Raw genomic sequence first — 19,762 nt, 5'->3', positions numbered from 1 at the left:
TCTCCCTAATTTTTCAACTTTAATAACCCTCATCAGAGGATTCTACCTGCCGGCATCTGTCGGGACCACAATTAAACCCGCAGATAGGACAGATACTGGCGCCGCCGGGGTTGACCTTAAAGGTATTGCCACAGCGGCTGCAACGGTAGCTCAGGGGAGCATTATCAGCACCCATTTTTAGCTAATCCCTCCTCGCATTTTCCTCCTTAGTATAGCCCGGTAAAGTCTATCTTATAAGGAAAAATAATAGTAATTACTACTGAAGGTTATAAAGAGATGTGTGATCATATTACCCGCCGCGCCCTGGAGCTGGCCCTCCCGGGAGAAAATTTCAACTATGAGGGCAGTGTTTCAGCTTACCTGATGCAGGTCGGCCGCCACAACCCCTCAACCGGTAGTAACCTGTTACAGGCCTACCAGGAACGTAAAAAAGCAAACTGTAAATGTTGCCGATGCATTGTTGTTAAAAGTAACGCTTTGTAGCAGGTCTACAAGGGGTAAAGAATAAATTTAAAAAAGCCACCGGATTTGTTTTACCACGGTGGCTTTGTTAATCTATACTTGTCTCAACAGGCCCGGCGGCTGTTACGTTTGAGGATAGAAGGCATAATATCGAAAAAAAGCTGCACAAGGCGGGGATCAAACTGCTTGCCGGACCCGGCCACCAGTTCCTGGATGCCGTCCAACAAATTTTTAGAATACTGGTAAGCCCGGCAGGAGGTCATGGCGTCGAAAGCATCGGCCAGGGCGATAATACGTGCTCCCAGAGGAATTTCATCGCCCTGAAGGCCATAATAACCACCCCCGTCCCAACGTTCATGGTGGTAGGCCACCAGAGGCTCAAGGATTTCAAATTTATCATTTGCCGCCAGGAGCTGGACGCCGAATTCCGGATGGCGGCGCATGACCTCCCACTCTTGCGTCGTCAAACGCGCCGCCTTATGAAGAATGTTCGCCCGTACGCGCGCTTTGCCTATATCGTGCAGGAGCCCGCCAACGGTGATAATGTTCACTTCTTCCTGATGGAGCCCCAGTCCCTCAGCCAGGGCGCAGGCCAGGTTGCCGACATTGCAGGAATGCTGGTAAGTCGTCATGCTGTGTTTACGCAGGCGATCCAGTAAACCTGCCACCTCTGGTGCCAATGACACCGGGACCACTCCTCTTCCCGCCTGTCACCATTTTACCCTAAAAAATGACAGGACTCAAGGAGATTTTCCCTAACCTTTTAAAAGCTTTTTCAACACCTTGCCCGTAGGGCTTTTCGGTAGTTCGGGTACAAATTCAAATATGCGGGGGATTTTGTATAGGGCCAGGCGCTCTTTTAAAAACTCCTGCAACTGCCGCCTGTCAACAGCAGCCCCTTCCTTTAATACAATATAAGCTTTTACCGTCTCGCCCTTGAGGGGGTCCCCGACACCTACTACTGCCGCATCCTGAACGGCCGGGTGAGTCAGGAGGACCTCTTCTACTTCCCGGGGATAGACGTTAAAGCCGCCCAGGATGATCATGTCTTTTTTACGGTCGACAATGTAGAAATATCCATCCTCGTCCCGGCGCGCCAGGTCGCCGGTGTGGAGCCAGCCCCCCCTTAAAGCTGCGGCCGTCTCTTCCGGCTGGTTGTAATAACCGGCCATGACATTGGGGCCGCGGACTACCAGCTCGCCCACCTCATTCACCGGGACTTCCTGGTCATTATCGTCCACCACTTTAACCTCGACCCCCGGCAGGGGCAGGCCAATGGACCCCGGCTTACGGACGCCGTAGAGGGGATTCAGGCATACCACCGGAGCTGCTTCGGATAGGCCGTAACCCTCTATCAGGGGGAAGGAAAATTTCTCCTCAAAACCGCGCTGGATCTCGGCTGCCAGGGGGGCCCCGCCGGAAATGGCCAGCTTCAGGCTCTTAAATTGTCCCTCCTCGCCCATACGCATGAGGACGGCATACATGGAGGGCACGCCGCAAAAGACGGTGATATTTTCTTCGGTGAGGGTTTTCAAAGTATCCTTGGGCTGGAAGCTTTCCTTAATGGTGATGGTACTGCCCAGGTACAGGGGCAGGAGAACGCTGGTCGTCCAGGCAAAGCTGTGAAACATGGGCAGCACGCACAGGAAGTTGTTTTCCGGCCCCAGATTGGAGACGGCGTCCAGGGCTTCGATGTCTGCCAGGAAGTTTCTATGGCTCAGCATCGCTCCCTTGGGTCGACCGGTAGTACCGGATGTGTAAAGGAAAACACAGATGTCTTCCTCTGATGCCGCCGCCGGTGTTGCCGGTGGTGCGGCCTTGGCCCTGGCCGCAGTGCTTTCGTCAAGGACCAAAAGGTGCTTCAAACCCAGGGCAGCCGCCTGCTGCGGTGCCAGGCCTATACGCTCCAAAATCGTCCTGTGAATGACCATTGCGGTACAGCCGGCATCCCGGATAATATAGGCGATTTCCTCCCGGGCAAGCAACAGGTTCAAAGGAACAACAACAGCCCCCGCCTGCAGGGCCCCCATGTAGCTATAAATGAATTCCGGGCAATTCGGTGAACAGATTGCCACCTTTTCACCGGTCCTGACACCTATTTCCTGGAACAACCTTGCAAAGGCATCAATCCACTCTATTAATTCCTCATAGCTAATCCTTTGGCCTTGAAAAATAAGAGCCGGTCGGGGGACTTTTTCCCCATGTCGCCGTGGTAACTGCCAGAGTAACATCTATGTAACCTCCTTTTTAAAAGCATACATAAAAATTCCCTGCCATTTTACGTTTTCCTGCCGGGCAGGGAACTTTATAGCCAAAATCGCTAATTTTATAAAATTACCCGTGGCTCCAGCTGGCCAGGTAACGTTCCTGTTCCCCTGTCAGGGTATCGATTTCCACTCCCAGGGAACGCAGGCGTAATGTCGCCACCCGGCGGTCGATTTCCCCGGTCACAGGAAGAACCCGGGCGGGCAGCTTGCCGGCGTTTTTCAGCAGGTATTCCAGGGAAAGGGCCTGGAGGGCAAAGGTAAGGTCCATGATCTCCGCCGGGTGACCATCGGCTGCGGCAATATTTACCAGACGCCCCTCGGCCAGGAGATAGATACGCCGGCCGTCTTCCAGGATAAATTCTTCGATATTGCGGCGGGCCACCCGGCGGCTCCTGGCCATGGCCGCCAGTTCCGGTTTATTTATTTCCACATCAAAATGACCGGCATTGGCCAGGATTGCCCCGTCCTTCATTACCGCGTAATGCTCGCCGCGGATGACATCCCTGCAGCCGGTAGCAGTGACAAAGAAATCACCATGCCTGGCAGCTTCCCGCATGGGCATAACCTGGAAACCGTCCATCAGGGCCTCGTTGGCGGCAATGGGGTTGACCTCGGTAACGATTACCCGCGCTCCCAGGCCCCTGGCCCGCATGGCTATACCCTTGCCGCACCAGCCGTAACCGGACACGACCACAGTTTTGCCGCAGACCGTCAGGTTGGTAGTACGCATGATCCCGTCCCAGGTGGACTGGCCGGTGCCGTAACGGTTGTCAAAAAGGTGCTTGCAGTCACCGTCGTTAACAGCGATCATGGGAAAAGCCAGGGCGCCCTCGGCTTCCATGGCCTTCAGGCGTAAAATCCCGGTAGTGGTTTCCTCGGCGCCGCCGGTAATTTCCGGGAGCAGTTCCCGCCGGCCGGTATGGAGGAGATAGACTAGGTCGCCGCCGTCATCGATGATTAACTGGGGCCTTGTATCCAGGACATAGTTCAAATAGGCGTTGTACTCCTCCGCCGTACAACCATGGTGGGCGTAAACGGCAACACCCTGGCCAGCAAGCCCGGCGCAGACGTCGTCCTGGGTGGAGAGGGGGTTGGAACCGCAAACGGCTACTTCCGCTCCCCCGGCCTTGAGGACCAGGGCCAGGTAGGCGGTCTTGGCCTCCAGGTGCAGGCAGATAGCCACCCGCTTGCCGGCAAAGGGCCGGCGTTCCTCAAATTCGCGACGAATTTCGTTTAAAATAGGCATGTTATGGCTTACCCAATCGATCTTTAACCAGCCTTCGGGGGCCAGGCCGGGATCGCGAATAATTGAAGCCGGCATCAGGCTTTCCTCCCTCAATTTTACCTGTGGCCGGGGGTTGCCAGGTATTTCTTCCTGCAGGATTATTTTTATCCAGCCACAGTAAAGATAATACCCATGGGAAATTCCTTTTTAATTCCCGGGATTGAAGGGATCGGGGCAAACTATAATTGCCAATAAGCCCGGCCCGCCGTGGGTACCCACAACCGGCCCGATCTCCCCGGTAAGCAGGTAGCTACAAGATATCCTATTTTGCAGCTTTTTCTCCAGTTGTTCAAGTCCTTCCGGGTCGTCACCGTGGGCCGGGACACACCATAAAGGACGGCCGTCCGGGAATTTCCCGGCCACTATTTCCACCAGGCGGTCGATGGCCCTGGCTTTACCCCGGGTTTTCTCATAAGGATATATAATTCCTTCGTGCAACATTAAAACCGGTTTGATATTGAGCAGGCTCCCCAGGAAAGCCTGGGCCTTGCCGATGCGGCCGCCCCGCTGCAGGTATTCCAGGGTGTCTACCATAAAGTACGCCTGGATACTATCCATAACCCGGTGGGCTACCTGCAACACCTCTTCTTTAGAACCGCCGGCAGCGGCCTTTTGCGCCGCCGCCAGGACGACCAGGCCTAAGGCCAGGCTTACCAGGCGGGAATCGATTATTTCCAAATCTTCATAGCCCAGCATGGTCTTGGCCAGCCTGGCCGACTGGATTGTCCCGCTTAATGCTGAAGAAATATGGATGGAAACAATACCGGCCCCTTCTTCAACAAGGGGGCGGTAGGCTTCGCTAAATTCCTGGGGAGAGGGCTGGGAGGTGGTGGGTAAATCCCTGCAATTTTTAAGCTTCTCAAAGAACTGCCTGGAAGTAATATCCACCCCATCCCGGTAAATTTCTTGACCGAATATTACCTTCAATGGGACTACAGTAATGCCGTATTTTTCAACCAGATCCCGCGGCAGGTCGGCCGTGCTGTCGGTTACAATCTTGACCCTGTCCATTGCCTGCTTGCCCTCCTTTTTACTCCACCGAAATAATAAATTGATATAAAGGCTGCCCGCCGTAATAGAGCTCAAAGTCTACCCCGGGAAAATGCCGGCGCATTATCCCGGCAAAGCCTTCGGCTTCTGCCGTGGACAGGCCGTTGCCGAAATACAGGCTTACCAGGCCGGAACTATCATCAATCATTCGGGCCAGGACCTCCTGCATTACCTCCGCCAGCCCGGTCCCGCAGGCTACTACCTTCCCTTCTACCAGGCCAATATATTCCCCGGCAAGAATTTCCCGGCCGTTTACCCGGGAATTCCTGGCCGCCCGGGTTATCTCCCCGGTTTTAACTCTAGTAATCGCTTCCGTCATTTTAGCCACGTTTTCCTCCAGCCCGGCAAACGGGTTAAATGCCATAAGAGCGGCAATGCCCTGGGGTATGGTTACGGCAGGTACTACCCGCGTGGTCACGGGAGCAATCCGGGCGGCCTGTTCGGCCGCCATCAGGATGTTGCCGTTATTCGGCAGGATAATCACCTGTCCGGCACTTGTATCTTCTATCGCCGCAGCCAGGTCTTGAGCGCTGGGATTCATCGTCTGGCCGCCTTCTACAATTTTAATAGCCCCCAGGCTTTCCATTATGGCATTGAGGCCCTCCCCGGGCCCTACAGCCACGACCCCTATTTCCGGCTTTTCTTTACTGCGCGCCGATTTCCATTCCAGGTGCTGCTGTTCCATATTATTTATCTCTACCGAATGCAGGGCCCCGTACTTGAGGCCGCATTCCAGTACCAGCCCGGGGTGGTTAGAATGGATATGAACCTTGGCCGTCTTCTGGTCCCCTACAATTAAGAGACAATCGCCATAGGGGGCAAGTTCGGATTTAAGGGTCTGCAGCGGGATATTAGTACCGGCCAGGACAAATTCGGTGCAGTAGGTGAATTCTATCTGCGCCGGCAGGGTTGCCGTTCGCAGGGGAGCAAACTGTTTCTGCTGCGACACGGCCAGGTCGAAGAGTTGAATGTCCTTTTTCAAGGCCAGGTCCTTCAAAGACTGGATAATACCTTCCAGGATTACAACCAGCCCCTTGCCGCCCGCGTCAACTACTCCTGCCTCTTTCAAGACGGGTAACAGGTCGGGAGTACGTTCCAGTGCCTGCTGCGCCTGCCGGCAGGCGTAAACTATGACCCGTGGCAGGTCCCTGGTCTTTGCTGCCGCTTCTGCTACTGCCTGGCCGATAGCGCGGCAGACGGTAAGGATGGTGCCTTCCACCGGTTCGGTGACAGCGCGATAGGCATAATCCGTACCGCGGGCAAAAGCACGCGCCAGTTCCCCGGCCCCGGCCCGTTCTTTACCCGCTAAGGCATCGGCAAAGCCCCGTATAATTTGTGACAGGATTACACCTGAATTCCCCCTGGCGCCCAGGAGGCAACCCCTGGCAGCAGCACCGGCGGCGATTCCCAAGGCCGGGTTATTGAGACCCTGTATTTCCTTAACACCATTCAATAGGGTCAAATACATATTAGTGCCGGTATCCCCGTCGGGAACGGGATACACATTTAAAGCATCTATTTCGGCCCGGGCGGCGGCCAGCTGGTTGACGGCCCCCACCAGCATGTCTTTAAAATCCCTGCCGTCAAAAAAATAATAATTCAAGACCCGGCCTCCATTCTCTAGTATAGGCTGTATGCTACTTTTCTACATCTATAAACCTTTTTCCTGCTAACGGCCGGGAGGCCTGCGTTAAAATGCAGGGAGGGGGACACCTGTCCCCCTCCCAAAATTTAAACTGCCAAAAATACCGGTACCCTTCTTTATTTGCCGGCCATCAGGCCCGGCAACCATGTCGATAATGCGGGAAAGAAGATGACCAGCACCTGCAGGGCCAGGCCCATGACGATAAAGGGGAATGTACCCCGGAACACCTCCATTAACGGCACATCCTTTGTGGCATTCTGGACCGCGTATACCACGATACCGAAGGGTGGGGTAAGGGTACCCAGGAGAAGGGCGATATTCACCACGATGGAATAATGCAGGGGATCGATACCCAGGCTGACAGCTACAGGATGCAATATAGGAATGGTGAGCAGGAGGATAGGGATGGCGTCGAGAAACATGCCCATAAAAAGGAGTACGATTACGCTGATAAACATGAAAATTACGGGGTTACCCTGGCTGACGCCAATTATTCCTTTACCGATAACTTTAGGAAGGCCGGTAGCCACCAGGAAGGTATTGAAAAGCATGGTGCCTACCAGGAGCATGCCTACCATCCCGGTGTTAAGGCCCGTTTCTACCAGGCTCTTCTTAAAGCCCTGCCAGTTGAGCTTTCTCCTGAAAAGAGATATCAGCAATACTATCGCCGCACCGGCAGCTCCTGCTTCGGTAGGAGTAAATACGCCGGCAAAGATGCCCCCGATAATGACCAGCATTACTATAACTATAGTCCACATGCCTGCCCCGGCGCGGAACCTTTCACCCCAGGAAGCCTTCGGTCCCGGGGGGCCGGCCTGGGGATCCTTCAGGCACCAGATATGGACTGCAGCCATGTAGAGGGCGGTAAGCACCACTCCCGGGATCACGCCGGCTATGAAAAGCTTGCCGATGGAGGTCTCGGTTACGGCGCCGTAAATAATAAAAGGCATGCTGGGCGGTATCAACGCCGCCAGGAGCCCGGCCGCAGCGACGGCTCCCAGGGTCAGTTTATCCTTATAACCGTAGCGCCGCATCTCCGGTAAACACATGGAAGCAAAGGTTACGGCCGAGGCAATAGGGTTGCCGCAACAGGCGCCGAAGATGGCGTTGCCAACGACCACCGCGTGGGCCAGGCCGCCGCGGACATGCCCGATCCAGCGGCGTACCCCGCCGAAAAACTCCCCGGCTATATTGCTGTAAAAAACAATATACCCCATCCACACAAAGAGGGGAACAACCGACCAGGTATAATTACAGGCCGTGCTGTAGGGTATGCTGCCCAGGGAACCCAGGGCCGCTTTGAGCCCCCGTACCAGCCACAGGCCCAAGAAACCTACGCCAGTAAAGGCCACATAAATGGGCATTCCTAAAAAGATCAGGAGAAAGCATATTATAAGACCCAGGACGCCTATAGCAACAAGGCTCACCGATTACCACTCCTTAACGCTCTTAATGTACTCCCGCAGGCGAAACAATACCGCAACCGCCAGCAGCAGCCACCCTATAACTACCAGGAAAATGAAAGGATAATGAGGTATGCTTAAGACCGAACTCACATACCCGCTCTTTTGAATAAACTTTGCCCGTAGCAATGACTGCCAGGCGGCAAATACCATTAATAAGAAATATAATAAATACATTAATATCTCGCTGGCCGTCCTTATTTTTCGCGGCAAGAGGTCCAGCACCAGGGATATAACCGTATGGCCCTTTTGTAATTCCGTATAGGGCGCGGCAAGAAAAATTATGGGTACAAGCATAAACGTGCACATTTCTACCATGCCCGGCACCGGCCGGTTGAATAAATAGCGGCCAAGGGCATGAATGACGGTGATGACGGTCATCAATACCACGAATAACCCGCTGATATAATGAATTCCTAAAAAAATGCCATGCCCATACCGGCTAATGCCCCCGCCACCGGTCTGGAGTTGCTCCATATTCTTTTGCTTTAAAGAATTTTCCTCGACCACTTTTTCCCTACCCCCTCACGCTACTTAAAGCAGGCCGGATGCCCGTACCAGGAGTGAGTGGTGGAGAGATTATTTCCCCCAGTTACGGGCATCCGGAAATGCTTATAATCTATCCCGGTTTGCTCTTTAATAACCTGGCATGCCCCAATCGTGCAGGATCTGGGCTGCTTCCGGGTTGGCTTTATCGGGTTCACCGGCGTATTTTTTCGCGATCTGCTTGGCATCCTCAAGGATAGCCCTGGCTTTTTCTTCACCGATTTTTGCGGCTGCGGCTTTCACCCACTCTTCCTGGATAGGCATGATGGCTGCTACCCATTTTTCCCTTTCGGCTTGCGGTAACTCGTAAACTGGAGGAAGGCCTTTTGATGTGTAATACTTGTTAAGCTCATCTTTAAATGCCAGGTCGCGCTTGTCGAAATTGTAGCCCTGCAGCATGGAGTACTGGCGGCAATTATCGTCTGAGAACAGCGCCTGCAGGTCGGGCGGCAGGCTGTTCCAGGTATCCAGGTTCATGACGTGGATAAAGGTGTACAGGGATATACCTACCTCGGTGGAATACTTGGTCAGCTCCTGGAGCTTGAAGGCGTACTGCCCTTCATACTCGCTCAGGTTGCCTTCTACCACGCCCTTGGCCATGGCGTCGTACTTCTCGCCGACGTTAATGGTTTCCGGCGTGCCGCCGAGTAATTTCACAGCTCCTACACTGTACTTGCCTGCCGTGCACAGCACCATGCCCTTCAGGTCTTCCAGGGTTTTAACCGGTTTTTTGGTGGTATGAATATGCTGGAGGCCGTTGGCGTGGAAGCCGATCACTTTTACTCCCTGGTGCTCGGCCTGCAGTTCCGGGTACTTATTGTAAAGCTCCCAGGCTGTGAGGGCGGCCGCCCTGGAACCCGGGTTGCCCAGGATAAAGGGCAGGTCGGTCACCTCGGTCAAGGGCCATCTCCCGGGGTTAAGCCCGATCATCTGGCAGGCCATATCAACCGTACCGTTCATGACGGCATCATATAGCTCCGGGCCTTTGGCCGCCTGTTCAGCCGGTAGCATGGTGATTTTTATCCTGCCTTTGCTTTCCTTCTCAATCCACTTAATCCAGGCTTCATTGAGCTTGTTCATTTCCGAATCGCCGGGGTGCATGTTGGCAAAGGTAAGCTCATATACTTTACCCTGGTCCTGCTTGGCCTCCTGGCCTCCCTGCTTATTCCCGCCGCAACCGGCCATTAAAGCAAGCAACAGGCATAAAATTGCAATAAAAAGCCCTCTCATAAGCGTCTTTTTCTTCACTTCTAATTAACCTCCTTTAGTATTTACTTCGGGTGCCAACTCTCTTGTTATAAATTGCATATATCGCCGGTTAATATACTACCGGTGCCATTCCCATGTGTCTCTTTACATTCCCACCCCCTATAATTCCTGTAATGCCTTAATATTTCTTTAAATAATGTTGCTAAATATAAGCAATTTCCTTTTGAACTAATCTGGCCGGGTAATAACCCGGCAGCTGCCCGGCAATCACCCGGCCAAAGTGTTATCCGATGACACCAGCAACAATCATTTAACCACCATCATGCTGGGCAGCCACAGGGCGAGCTGGGGGAAACAGGCGATAAGGATCATGCACACGTACTCCGCTATCAGGAACGGCCAGACGCTGCTAAACACCGTTGAAAGCGGCACGCCGCTGAGGCCGGAGAAGAGATAGGCGTCCAGGCCCACCGGTGGCGTTACCTCTCCCATCATCACCCACAGGGTCACCATAACGCCGAACCATATGGGATCAAAACCCAGCTGCAAGATCAGGGGATAGGTAATCGGCATGGTAAGAATAATGGCCGAAAAGATATCAAGAAACATGCCCAGTATGGTATAAACTACGACCAAAGCCAGGAGGATCACCCACCGTGAAACCGGCAGGGCGGCGGCGGTTGCACCGAGCAGGGCCGGCAGCCGGCTGACGGCCATAAACTTCATGAAAATATAAGCGCCAACAATTAAAAACATGACCATGGCTGTAGTCTGGCCGGCTTCAAACAGGGAGGCCAGGAAATCCTTGAATTTCAGGCGGCGGGTAAAGACCCCGATCAATATCGCCCCGAAGGATCCCACCGCACCGGCTTCGGTGGGGGTAAAAACACCGGCGTAAATGCCGCCGAGCATAAGCAGGAATAGTAAAATAGCGTGCCAGGTGCCTTTCAGGGCTGCTATCTTCTCCCTCACAGTAGTTTTTGGTCCCGGAGACCCGGCCTGGGGGTTGCGCAGGGTAATCAACCATACGGTAAGACAGAAAAGAAACACCAGCAATAACCCGGGAATAATACCGGCAATGTAAAGCTCGCCTACCGAGTTCTCGGTAAGGATGCCGTAGATTATGAAGGACATGCTCGGCGGGATAATAAAAGCCAGTGGCCCGGCACAGATAATGGAGCCGACGGCCAGCCTTTCGTTGTAACGATACTCCCGCATTTTAGGCAGGGCAACCTTGCCCATGGTGGACAGGGCCGGCGCGCTGACGCCGGTAATGGCCGCATAAAAAGCGCAAGCCACCGTACTGGCCATGGCCAGGCCACCGCGGAAGGACCCCACCCATTTATAGGCGCTTTCAAACAGGTCCTGGCCGATGTTGGTGTAAAACAGGATTACGCCCATAAAGATAAAGAGAGGAACGGCCGACAGGGGATAATCGCCTACGGTTGTAAAAGGAATCTGGGAAACTACGCCCAGGGCCGCTTTCGGTCCCAGGATGGCGGCATAACCGACCAGCCCGACCAGGGCCATAGCGGCACCGATCCACATGCGGGCGAACAAAAGAATTATCAGGACGACCAGGCCAAGGCCACCAAGAAACTCCGGCGTCATTTCTTCATCACCTTTCCGGCGTTACTGATTAGCTGTACTACAACTGCCAGGCAGAATAAAACCATTCCCAGGCTCATCACCCAGTAGAAGGGAGCGTGAGGGATACGCAGGAGCCCCGTCCGGGTATTTACTTCGAGGGTTTCCCTTATGGTCGCCCACGTGATCACCGCGTAAGTCCCCAAAGTCAAAAGAAGAGTTATCACGCCGACCACTGCCTGGAGGCGACCGGATAACCTGGCCATCAGTAGATCCACGGCTATGTGCTTATCTTCCATGACGCACCACGCCAGGGACGGGAAGACGATGATAATCAACATAAACTCTACCAGTTCTATGGCGCCGTTCACGGGCCTGTTCAGAAAGTAGCGCCCGCCAACGTCGGCCACGGTAAGCAGCATCATGATAAAGATGAACAGGGACGAAACCGTACCGGCCCAGCGGCTTACCGTGCTCATCACCTGTTTCATGTTCTCACAGGACCTCCAATCTACTAGTCCCATTTGCCAATCATTACCACAGGCACTTAAGAAAAGGGTTACCCGGCCCGCGCCGGCGGCTTTACGTGCAGGAATTTAGAGCAGCCGGCAACTCAGGGCCGGGTAATCAAGTTTTAATTCCTGTCCGATCTAATCTCTTACTTAACCTGACCGGCGAGCTGCAAAATGGTATTATAGACTTCCTGTCCCGGCAGGCCTTTATCGGCGCACTCTTTCAGCCACTTGTCGTGGACCGGCTTCACAACTTCGCGCCACTGTTCTATCTCGTCGGGTGTAAGGGTGACGATACTGTGACCCTTATCCTGGGCCATCTTCATGCACTGCTCGATGTCCTTGAGGGTGTTCTGGTAAGCCGTCTCTTCCCAGACCTTGGCGGATTCTTCGAGGAGCTTCTTGACATCGTCAGGCAGTTTGTTCCAGGTATCCTCGTTCATGATGAGCATCATCGGCGTCATGTCGATGCCGCCTTCGCCGAACATCAGGTGGTTCTTGAGCAGGGGCAGGACACCGAACACGTTGAGCACCGGCATGTGGTTGTACACGCCATCCACCATGCCGCGCTCCACGGCCTGGTACATGTCGGCAATATCAATTTCTACCGGGGTCGCCTTCAGGGCCGACAGGACTTCCGCCTTTACGGATTCGGCAATGGCGATTTTCTTACCCACGATGTCAGCCAGGGTCTTAACCTGGGCTTTGCTGAAGTGGAAGTGCGTGCCGGGCATCATGGCGACGGCCAGGATTTTTACGCCCTTCCATTCTGCCTTCATCTGGGGGAATTTATCCAGCAGCTGCTTGTAAATCTCCCGTGATTCTTTAATTTCAGGCAGTCCCAGGAAAGGCATGGTGGTTACCAAGTTCAGCAGGAAACCGTCCTCGCGGTCGACAACGTAGTGGGCGCCGGCCACCACACCTGTCTGCACTCCCCGGAAGGCTTCGTTGCCTTTAAGCAGGGCGCCGCCGGAAACAACGTTTACCTTAACCTTGCCGCCGGAATTTTCATTGACCCATTTGGACCATGTTACATAAATCTGGCCAACCGGGGATTCGGCTGGGTCATGGTCGTTAATGGTAAGTTCAATCGTCTTGGGCTGTTCTGCCGGGGCCTGCGACGACTGCTGCTGGGTGGCACCCTGCTGCTTGCCGCAGCCCGCCACAACCGCTACCAAGGCCACCACTGTCAGGCAAATTAAAACTACCGTGAACCACTTACGCCTTATTTGCATATACGGACCTCCTTCATGACATTGGTCATTTTCCTTTCCACAATTCCCACTCTTCCTCATATAATTCGCGCCGCCATGCCTATGAGCAAAATCACCCCCCTGTTGTGGTGTTGCCTTTTATTATAGAATTATCTTTAAGAAATTATTTTATTGTCAGAAGTAACATGTCAAGTCCTATACTTAAAGCTAATGAGAACAAGGTTTTGTTTCTCCCCGATTAGACCTAAACCTATGCAATTATTGTTTTATGAATCTTATTTTAATAATAAAGAAGAATACGGTTAAAGTGAAATACCATATTTAGCATGCCCTTATACGGTTTTGGCATAAACAAACCACCGGGCAATAGGTATGGGTATAATAAAGCCCCGGCAATTGCCGGGGCATTCAACTTGCCTCCATTTTGTCATTTGCAAATTAAATCTGGCGACCAATGCGGGAGCCGTCGGCTATAGCGTCAACTATTAACCCGGGTTCCCTGGCATCGCCGATGACATATACTTCATTTGCTTTAGATTTCATCTCTTCAACAATCTCCGTATCGGGCTTTAATGGCATTGCAGTCACTATTGACCTGGCTGTCAAAGTCATGCGCCGGCCCTCACGGGTAGTTATAACCAGCCCATCTCTTGTTATCTCTTCCAGTTTAACCTCGGCAAATACCTTGACCCCTTTTTCATCCAACCATTCCAGGAGGAAGGGCTTCATAAATACTTCCACCAGGCCGTCGCCGATTTTATCTTCGGGGCAGCTGTCAACAATAGTCGCCTTTCTGCCCCTCTTGATCAGGAACTCTGCCGTCTGGCATCCCTGGAGCCCGGCACCAATAACAATTGCATCTTTGGCCACCGGCATATAGAGCCTGGTAAGGGAACGCAAGCGCTCCGGCCCGGCAAACTTCAGCGCCGCTTTCAACTGGTGATGCAGTTGCTCGCTGGTTACCACATTGTCACCCTTTATCCCCGGGATATCCGGTATGTTATGTTTGGCGCCGGTAGCCAGCACCAACACGTCCGGTTTCACCTGCTCAACCAGTTCCGGGGTTACTTCTTTGTTGAGGGTAACCTTGACCCCCAGTTTCTTCAACTGCGTTTCCAGGTAACGGATAATGGCAATTAAATCTTCCTTTTCCGTGCCTTTTACTGTTGCAGCGACAAGCATGGACCCGCCCAGCCGGTTAATTTTATCATACAGCTCTACCTCATGGCCGCGCAGGGCCGCCACCCGTGCGGCTTCCATACCCGCCGGGCCACCGCCGACGATCATTATCTTTTTCTTTACCGCGGCAGGTTTGATTTCGTATTCCTTCTCTTTACCAAAGGCCGCGTTGATACGGCACCTGGGTTGCCCCCCTGTCTCGGCGGAAACAAAACAGGTCATACATGCCGTGCAGGGCGCGATATCCTCTTCCCGGCCTTCGGCAATCTTTCTGGGATATTCATGGTCGGCCAGAAGGCGACGGTTAATATTAATAAAATCAATCATGCCTTCACCGATCAGTTTTTCACCCAGCGCCGCGTCCATGCGGCCAACGGCGATAACGGGAATAGAAACGGCTTTTTTAATTTCCGCCGCCGCCACCGTCCAGCAACCGGCACCATGCCTGCTAAGATCCAGCACGTCTTTATATTCTTTTACCACCCAGTCCGGCAGTTCCGGGTAGAAAAGCATATCCGGGAAATGGGTGCTGTCGCGCTTGCTGTAATCACGGGGTTGATAGTAAAATTCACACCGCACATGAATGGCGTCCGCCCCTGCCGCCTCAAGCAGCCTGGCAAAAGCCTTGCTCTCTTCAAGGGTAATACCGTCTTTCAGGCCGATTTCGAGGCCGTTGATGAGGGCCACCACGGCAAAATCTTTGCCCGTTGCCTCCTTGATCCCCTTGAGCACTTCCACCATGAACCGGGCCCGGTTTTCTACGCTGCCGCCGTATTCATCCGTGCGCCTGTTCCAGAAACCGGACAGGAAGCTGTTGAGCAGGTGATTGCAGGCGCCATTCAATTCGATGCCGTCAAAGCCGGCTTTCTGAGCCCGCACTGCCGCCTCTATGAACTTGCCTTTGACCCGCTCAATATCTGCTCCGGTCATTTCCCTGGCTACAAAATATCGCCCCACGGGAATTTCATCCTGGGGCAAAGAAGAAGCAGCAATAGGCTGGTGCCCGGAAAGAACCTGCGGGTGCATGGGACCCATATGAAAAAGCTGGATAAACGCCGGGCAGTCGTGCTTATGGATAGCGCCGGCAAGCCTTTGCAGGCTGGGGATAAAACGATCTTCGTCGATACGATATCCCTGGCCCGGGACTGTACCTATCGGCCAGTCGATTTCACCGGTCCCCGTCGTAACCAAACCGATGCCACCTGCAGCCAGGGCTTCATAAAAGTCAATTATCTGCTGAGGTACATTACCATCCTCATAAGGATAAAAACCCGGATTGGCACCGCCCCTGATCATGCGCGACCTGGTGCGCACCGGGCCAATATAGCCGGGTTCAAGAAGCTTCTGATATTTTGACATTTACGCATCTCCCTTACCTCAGGCTAATTTATTTGATGGGAGTCCCTGACATGATTTTATTTTAAAACAATAACAAAGTGTAATGCCAAAATAGATGCAATGTTATGCGAAAAATGCATTTTTTATAGGGACATAAAAAAAGCGCTCCCTTCCTCCCGGGCTGTTTCACCAGCCTGCTCCACCGCGCCTTAAAAAATATGGAAATTGCCAGAAAAAAGCTACCCGCCGGCCTTTTAACTCAAGATCGACGCAATACCTCCCCGGCATAGCATCCCGTAGGCTCTCCATTTTTTACCGCCACCCGGCCGTTTACCAGGACCCAGCGCACCCCGGCGGCCGGCTGGTTGGGGTTGGCGCGGGTAGCCCGGTCGGTTATGCTCCCCGGGTCAAACGCTACCACATCGGCTTTATAACCGGGAGCCAGGAGGCCGCGGTCCTCCAGCCCCATACGCTGCGCCGGCATGGCCGTCATTTTATGAACGGCCTGCTCCAAGGGGATAACTCCTTTATCATAAACATACCTGTACAGAATACGGGGATAGTTGCCGTAGGCGCGGGGGTGGACGGCCAGCCCCCGGTTGTCCAGGCCGCTGTCGCTGCCGATCATTACCGCCGGGTGTTGCAGGGCGAGAATTAAGTCGTCTTCACTAATGGAATTGCGTGTGCTCCCCAGGTCCCAGCTGGAAAAAGTGTAGCCGTAAACGTCGGCGGTTATATCCAGCCCTCCCCGGCGGGCGCCGTCAAGGAGTTCCAGGATCCCCTTCATTTTACCCCAGTTGCGCTGGAAGGAAGCCTTAACATGGGAATACTGCACCGGGACACCTGCCCGGTGTCCTATCTCCAGGGCCTCCTCCACCGCTTTAAGCACCGCGTCGCTTTCGCTGCGGATATGGGTGGCATAGAAGCCGCCGTACTCTTTTAAAACCTGGCACAGGTCAATTAATTCCCTTGTCGTGGCCAGGGTCTGGGGCCAGTACTCCAGCCCCACCGATAAGCCGAAAGCACCCTCCTTAAGCGCTGCAGCCAGCCTGTCCTGCATAACAGCCACTTCACCGGCCCGGGCCGGCCGCCCTTCCCCGGCAACGGCGGCCTTGCGCAGGTTTTTATACCCTGCCAGCAGGCCCATATTTACGGCCAGCTTCTGGATGCCGTCCAGAAAAGCGCCTACCCTGTCAACCGAAGTGCCGCAGTTGCCGCCCAGGTGGGTCGTGACACCCTGCCGCAGCAGCATCTCCGCCCCACCGCCGGCGGCCAGGTACTGCTCCGTGTGGGTATGAATATCAATAAAGCCGGGACAGATGATTAGCCCGCCCGCGTCGATTTCTTCCGCTCCCGGTGCTACCTGGAAGTCTCCCACCGCAACGACCTGTTGCCCTTTAATACCGACACTGCCGGTATAACCTTTTTCACCGCTGCCGTCGATAATAAAGCCGTTGCGAAATACCAGGTCGCATTCCACCGGCGGCGGGAGCACCGGCGGGCTTTGATCTACCGGTGCTCCCGGTTGTCCCGCCCCGATTTTATTCCCCGGGAAAATAATGCCGGGCAAGCCCAGGTAGGACAGATAACCCAGGGCCAGCAAGGAACCGGTACCAAATAAAAACTGGCGCCGCGAAATTTGTTTGCTCATAATAGAGCTACTATTCGACGCCAGCCGGCAAAATCCCTGTTTTCATTGCGGGGTTAAATTCCAGGCTAAAAATTCAATAATTCATGCACACCTGATGCAGGTTTTGGTAATTACCTGTCGAATATCCTTTTAAAGCATATTTTGTCAAGGAATGATCTTTTAGCCATGTTTGAGTTCCTGGCCCACAGCGCTAATATAAAAGGGCAGCAACACCAGCTAAAAGAACACCTCTTATCCGTCGCTCGCCTGGCAAGGGATTTTGCAAAAAATCTAGGTGCACCATGTCCGGGTTATTATGCCGGCCTCTGGCACGACCTGGGAAAATTTCACCCCGAATTCCAGGCTTACCTGCGCGGTGAAGGTGGCCGCCGCGGCCCTAATCATTCCAGTGCCGGCACCCTGCTGGCCGCAAAATTTTTTGAGCCCCTGGCCTTCCTGATCGCCGGCCATCATGGCGGCCTGCCTGATCTGGAAGAATTGAAAGCGCGTTTAAAGGATAAAGTCCAACTGGAACGTTATAAGACAGCCCTGCAAAATGCCCTCCAGGTCATACCGTCTTTAGAACCGGAACAAGCCTTAGAAAAACAAATTCCCTCCTTTTTACAAAGCAATACACCGGATGCATTTAGCCGGCTCGAGCTATTTCTGCGGCTTCTTTTCAGCTGTCTCGTCGATGCCGATTATCTCGATACCGAAAAACATTTTGACCCGCAGATAACAGGCTTGCGGCAAACGAAAACTTCTATAGCTGATTTATGGACTATATTTGCCGCCGACCAGGATAAACTAATAGCCAAAAGCCAAGGTCCTTTAAACCAGATCCGCCGGGAAATATACGAGCACTGCTGCCGGGCGGCAACGCTAACCCCGGGTTTCTTTTCCTTGACCGTCCCCACCGGCGGCGGCAAGACCCGCTCCGGCATGGCTTTCGCTCTCCTTCATGCCCTCCATTACCAGAAGGATAGAATAATAGTTGCCATACCCTATACCAGCATAATCGAGCAGACGGCCGATGTGTACAGGAACATTTTTGGCGACACCAATGTCCTGGAACATCATAGCGCCGTTGCCCCGCCGCCCGATCCCGAAAATCTTACCCCCGGGGAACTATGGGCCCGCCTGGCCAGTGAAAACTGGGACGCTGGAATCATCGTCACGACCACGGTGCAGCTATTCGAAAGTTTATTCTCCGACCGCAGCAGCAGCTGCCGCAAACTTCACAACCTCGCCAACAGCGTGGTCATCCTGGATGAGGTCCAGACCCTGCCGGTACACCTTCTAGAGCCGGTCCTTGACGTCCTGCAACAGCTGGTCCGGTTTTATGGCGTAACGGCGGTCCTGTGCTCCGCAACCCAGCCGGCCCTGGAGGACGGTCCCTTTTTCCGGGGATTGCCAAACGTCAGGGAGATCATTCCTGAGCCGCAAAAATATTTTGCCATGCTTAAGAGGGTAAATTACCGGCTGCCTTCCGGCAACGAAAAATGGAGCTGGGAAGAGGTTGCCGGGGCAATGCGCCGGTCCCCCCAGGCCCTAGCTGTTGTTAACACCAAACAGGACGCCCTCGCCCTCCTGGATGCCTTAGACGATCCCGGAACATTGCATCTATCCACCCTCCTTTGCGGGGCACACCGGCGAAAAGTCCTGCAGGAAGTGCGCCGGCGTTTAAGCAGCGGCCGGCCCTGCCGCCTGGTCGCCACCCAGGTAGTGGAAGCAGGGGTCGACCTGGATTTTCCCCTCGTCCTGCGGGCAATCGGTCCCCTGGACAGGATTGTTCAGGCTGCCGGCCGCTGCAACCGGGAAGGAAAGCTGCAGGAAGGCCGGGTGATAATTTTTAATCCCGGTGAAGGCAGGCTGCCCCCCGGTAGCTATAAGACCGGGACCGAAATCGCCGCCACTATGCTTGTCAATGCAAAGGCAGTAGACCTGCACGACCCCGGACTATACCGCGCCTATTTCCAGCGCCTCTACCAGTCCTGCACCCTGGACGTTAAAGGAATCCAGGCCAGCCGCAGCGGCCTGAATTATCCCGAAGTGGCGCAGAAATTCAGGATGATCGAGCAAAGGGTGGTCCCGGTAATTGTCAACTATCGTGAAAACCCCGGGGATCGAAAGGTAGAGGATCTGATCATTGCCATACGCCAGCGGGGGGCAAACCGGCAAATCATGCGTTTATTGCAGCCGTACATAGTAAACATCAACGCTTACAAAATCAACTCTCTCCAGAAGGAAGGTGTGATCCAGGAATTAACACCCGGCCTGTATGAGTGGCTGGGAGGGTACGATGAAGTCCGGGGGGTTGTGACAGCGGCCCGTGACCCGGAAGAACTGGTGTTTTAATCTGGCTAAAACTACCC

Annotated in this window: 16 protein-coding genes; 2 read left to right on the top strand and 14 right to left on the bottom strand. The window is 53.8% G+C overall.

From position 1 onward, the window contains the following. Positions 1 to 19: 19 nt before the first annotated feature. Positions 20 to 175, bottom strand: coding sequence for a hypothetical protein (locus tag NWF31_RS08965; RefSeq protein ID WP_258360166.1), 156 nt, complete (start codon positions 173 to 175; stop codon positions 20 to 22). Positions 176 to 276: 101 nt separating this feature from the next. Here NWF31_RS08965 and NWF31_RS08960 point away from each other — a divergent pair, with 101 nt between their 5' ends. After that, positions 277 to 483 (top strand): hypothetical protein, encoded by a 207-nt coding sequence (locus NWF31_RS08960; RefSeq protein ID WP_258360165.1) that lies wholly within the window; start codon positions 277 to 279, stop codon positions 481 to 483. 83 nt (positions 484 to 566) lie between these two features. Here the strand turns inward: NWF31_RS08960 and NWF31_RS08955 are convergent, their stop codons facing one another. The 13 genes from NWF31_RS08955 to NWF31_RS08895 form a co-directional block, all read right to left on the bottom strand. After that, a complete protein-coding gene (locus NWF31_RS08955; protein WP_258360164.1) occupies positions 567 to 1,148 on the bottom strand; it encodes an HD-GYP domain-containing protein in 582 nt (193 codons plus the stop codon). Between the two features lie 69 nt (positions 1,149 to 1,217). Then, the gene (locus tag NWF31_RS08950; protein WP_258360163.1) at positions 1,218 to 2,693 is read right to left on the bottom strand and encodes a long-chain-fatty-acid--CoA ligase; all 1,476 of its coding nucleotides are present in this window, start codon (positions 2,691 to 2,693) and stop codon (positions 1,218 to 1,220) included. Between the two features lie 103 nt (positions 2,694 to 2,796). Then, entirely contained in the window at positions 2,797 to 4,050 is a 1,254-nt protein-coding gene (locus tag NWF31_RS08945) for an adenosylhomocysteinase (protein ID WP_258360162.1), read from the bottom strand. 111 nt (positions 4,051 to 4,161) lie between these two features. Continuing rightward, positions 4,162 to 5,025, bottom strand: coding sequence for a DegV family protein (locus NWF31_RS08940; RefSeq protein WP_258360161.1), 864 nt, complete (start codon positions 5,023 to 5,025; stop codon positions 4,162 to 4,164). A 19-nt stretch (positions 5,026 to 5,044) separates the two neighbouring features. Beyond that, positions 5,045 to 6,667 (bottom strand): DAK2 domain-containing protein, encoded by a 1,623-nt coding sequence (locus NWF31_RS08935; protein ID WP_258360160.1) that lies wholly within the window; start codon positions 6,665 to 6,667, stop codon positions 5,045 to 5,047. A gap of 158 nt (positions 6,668 to 6,825) precedes the next feature. Further along, positions 6,826 to 8,136 (bottom strand): TRAP transporter large permease, encoded by a 1,311-nt coding sequence (locus NWF31_RS08930; RefSeq protein ID WP_258360159.1) that lies wholly within the window; start codon positions 8,134 to 8,136, stop codon positions 6,826 to 6,828. A gap of 3 nt (positions 8,137 to 8,139) precedes the next feature. Then, on the bottom strand, positions 8,140 to 8,682 hold the full coding sequence (locus NWF31_RS08925; protein ID WP_258360158.1) for a TRAP transporter small permease: 543 nt from the start codon (positions 8,680 to 8,682) through the stop codon (positions 8,140 to 8,142). Positions 8,683 to 8,808: 126 nt separating this feature from the next. Then, positions 8,809 to 9,966, bottom strand: coding sequence for a TRAP transporter substrate-binding protein (locus NWF31_RS08920; RefSeq protein WP_258360157.1), 1,158 nt, complete (start codon positions 9,964 to 9,966; stop codon positions 8,809 to 8,811). A 267-nt stretch (positions 9,967 to 10,233) separates the two neighbouring features. Then, positions 10,234 to 11,538: a TRAP transporter large permease gene (locus NWF31_RS08915; RefSeq protein ID WP_258360156.1), complete on the bottom strand. Its 1,305-nt coding sequence runs from the start codon at positions 11,536 to 11,538 to the stop codon at positions 10,234 to 10,236. After that, the gene (locus NWF31_RS08910) at positions 11,535 to 12,005 is read right to left on the bottom strand and encodes a TRAP transporter small permease (protein ID WP_258360155.1); all 471 of its coding nucleotides are present in this window, start codon (positions 12,003 to 12,005) and stop codon (positions 11,535 to 11,537) included. The genes NWF31_RS08915 and NWF31_RS08910 overlap by 4 nt, the downstream gene beginning before the upstream one ends. Before the next feature lie 167 nt (positions 12,006 to 12,172). Beyond that, positions 12,173 to 13,261 (bottom strand): TRAP transporter substrate-binding protein DctP, encoded by a 1,089-nt coding sequence (gene dctP, locus NWF31_RS08905; protein WP_258360154.1) that lies wholly within the window; start codon positions 13,259 to 13,261, stop codon positions 12,173 to 12,175. 417 nt (positions 13,262 to 13,678) lie between these two features. Beyond that, positions 13,679 to 15,778, bottom strand: a complete 2,100-nt coding sequence (locus NWF31_RS08900) for an oxidoreductase (protein ID WP_258360153.1) — start codon at positions 15,776 to 15,778, stop codon at positions 13,679 to 13,681. 238 nt (positions 15,779 to 16,016) lie between these two features. After that, positions 16,017 to 17,408: an N-acyl-D-amino-acid deacylase family protein gene (locus NWF31_RS08895; RefSeq protein WP_258360152.1), complete on the bottom strand. Its 1,392-nt coding sequence runs from the start codon at positions 17,406 to 17,408 to the stop codon at positions 16,017 to 16,019. 165 nt (positions 17,409 to 17,573) lie between these two features. Between NWF31_RS08895 and cas3 the strand changes: the two genes are divergently transcribed. Beyond that, positions 17,574 to 19,745: a CRISPR-associated helicase Cas3' gene (gene cas3, locus NWF31_RS08890; protein ID WP_258360151.1), complete on the top strand. Its 2,172-nt coding sequence runs from the start codon at positions 17,574 to 17,576 to the stop codon at positions 19,743 to 19,745. Positions 19,746 to 19,762 lie beyond the last annotated feature (17 nt).

Origin of the sequence: Neomoorella sulfitireducens (assembly GCF_024733845.1) — a bacterium.
Lineage (GTDB): Bacteria > Bacillota > DSM-521 > Neomoorellales > Neomoorellaceae > Neomoorella > Neomoorella sulfitireducens.
The sequence above is the reverse complement of the archived record's forward strand: the minus strand, read 5'-3'. Positions and strand labels throughout refer to the sequence as shown.

Excerpts from the sequence above, each read along its gene's own strand:
- cas3 (WP_258360151.1), top strand. The coding sequence starts at position 17,574 with ATGTTTGAGTTCCTGGCCCACAGCGCTAATATAAAAGGGCAGCAACAC.
- NWF31_RS08960 (WP_258360165.1), top strand. The coding sequence starts at position 277 with ATGTGTGATCATATTACCCGCCGCGCCCTGGAGCTGGCCCTCCCGGGA.
- NWF31_RS08915 (WP_258360156.1), bottom strand. The coding sequence starts at position 11,538 with ATGACGCCGGAGTTTCTTGGTGGCCTTGGCCTGGTCGTCCTGATAATT.
- NWF31_RS08945 (WP_258360162.1), bottom strand. The coding sequence starts at position 4,050 with ATGCCGGCTTCAATTATTCGCGATCCCGGCCTGGCCCCCGAAGGCTGG.
- NWF31_RS08950 (WP_258360163.1), bottom strand. The coding sequence starts at position 2,693 with ATGTTACTCTGGCAGTTACCACGGCGACATGGGGAAAAAGTCCCCCGA.
- dctP (WP_258360154.1), bottom strand. The coding sequence starts at position 13,261 with ATGCAAATAAGGCGTAAGTGGTTCACGGTAGTTTTAATTTGCCTGACA.
- NWF31_RS08895 (WP_258360152.1), bottom strand. The coding sequence starts at position 17,408 with ATGAGCAAACAAATTTCGCGGCGCCAGTTTTTATTTGGTACCGGTTCC.
- NWF31_RS08910 (WP_258360155.1), bottom strand. The coding sequence starts at position 12,005 with ATGAAACAGGTGATGAGCACGGTAAGCCGCTGGGCCGGTACGGTTTCG.
- NWF31_RS08900 (WP_258360153.1), bottom strand. The coding sequence starts at position 15,778 with ATGTCAAAATATCAGAAGCTTCTTGAACCCGGCTATATTGGCCCGGTG.
- NWF31_RS08965 (WP_258360166.1), bottom strand. The coding sequence starts at position 175 with ATGGGTGCTGATAATGCTCCCCTGAGCTACCGTTGCAGCCGCTGTGGC.
- NWF31_RS08940 (WP_258360161.1), bottom strand. The coding sequence starts at position 5,025 with ATGGACAGGGTCAAGATTGTAACCGACAGCACGGCCGACCTGCCGCGG.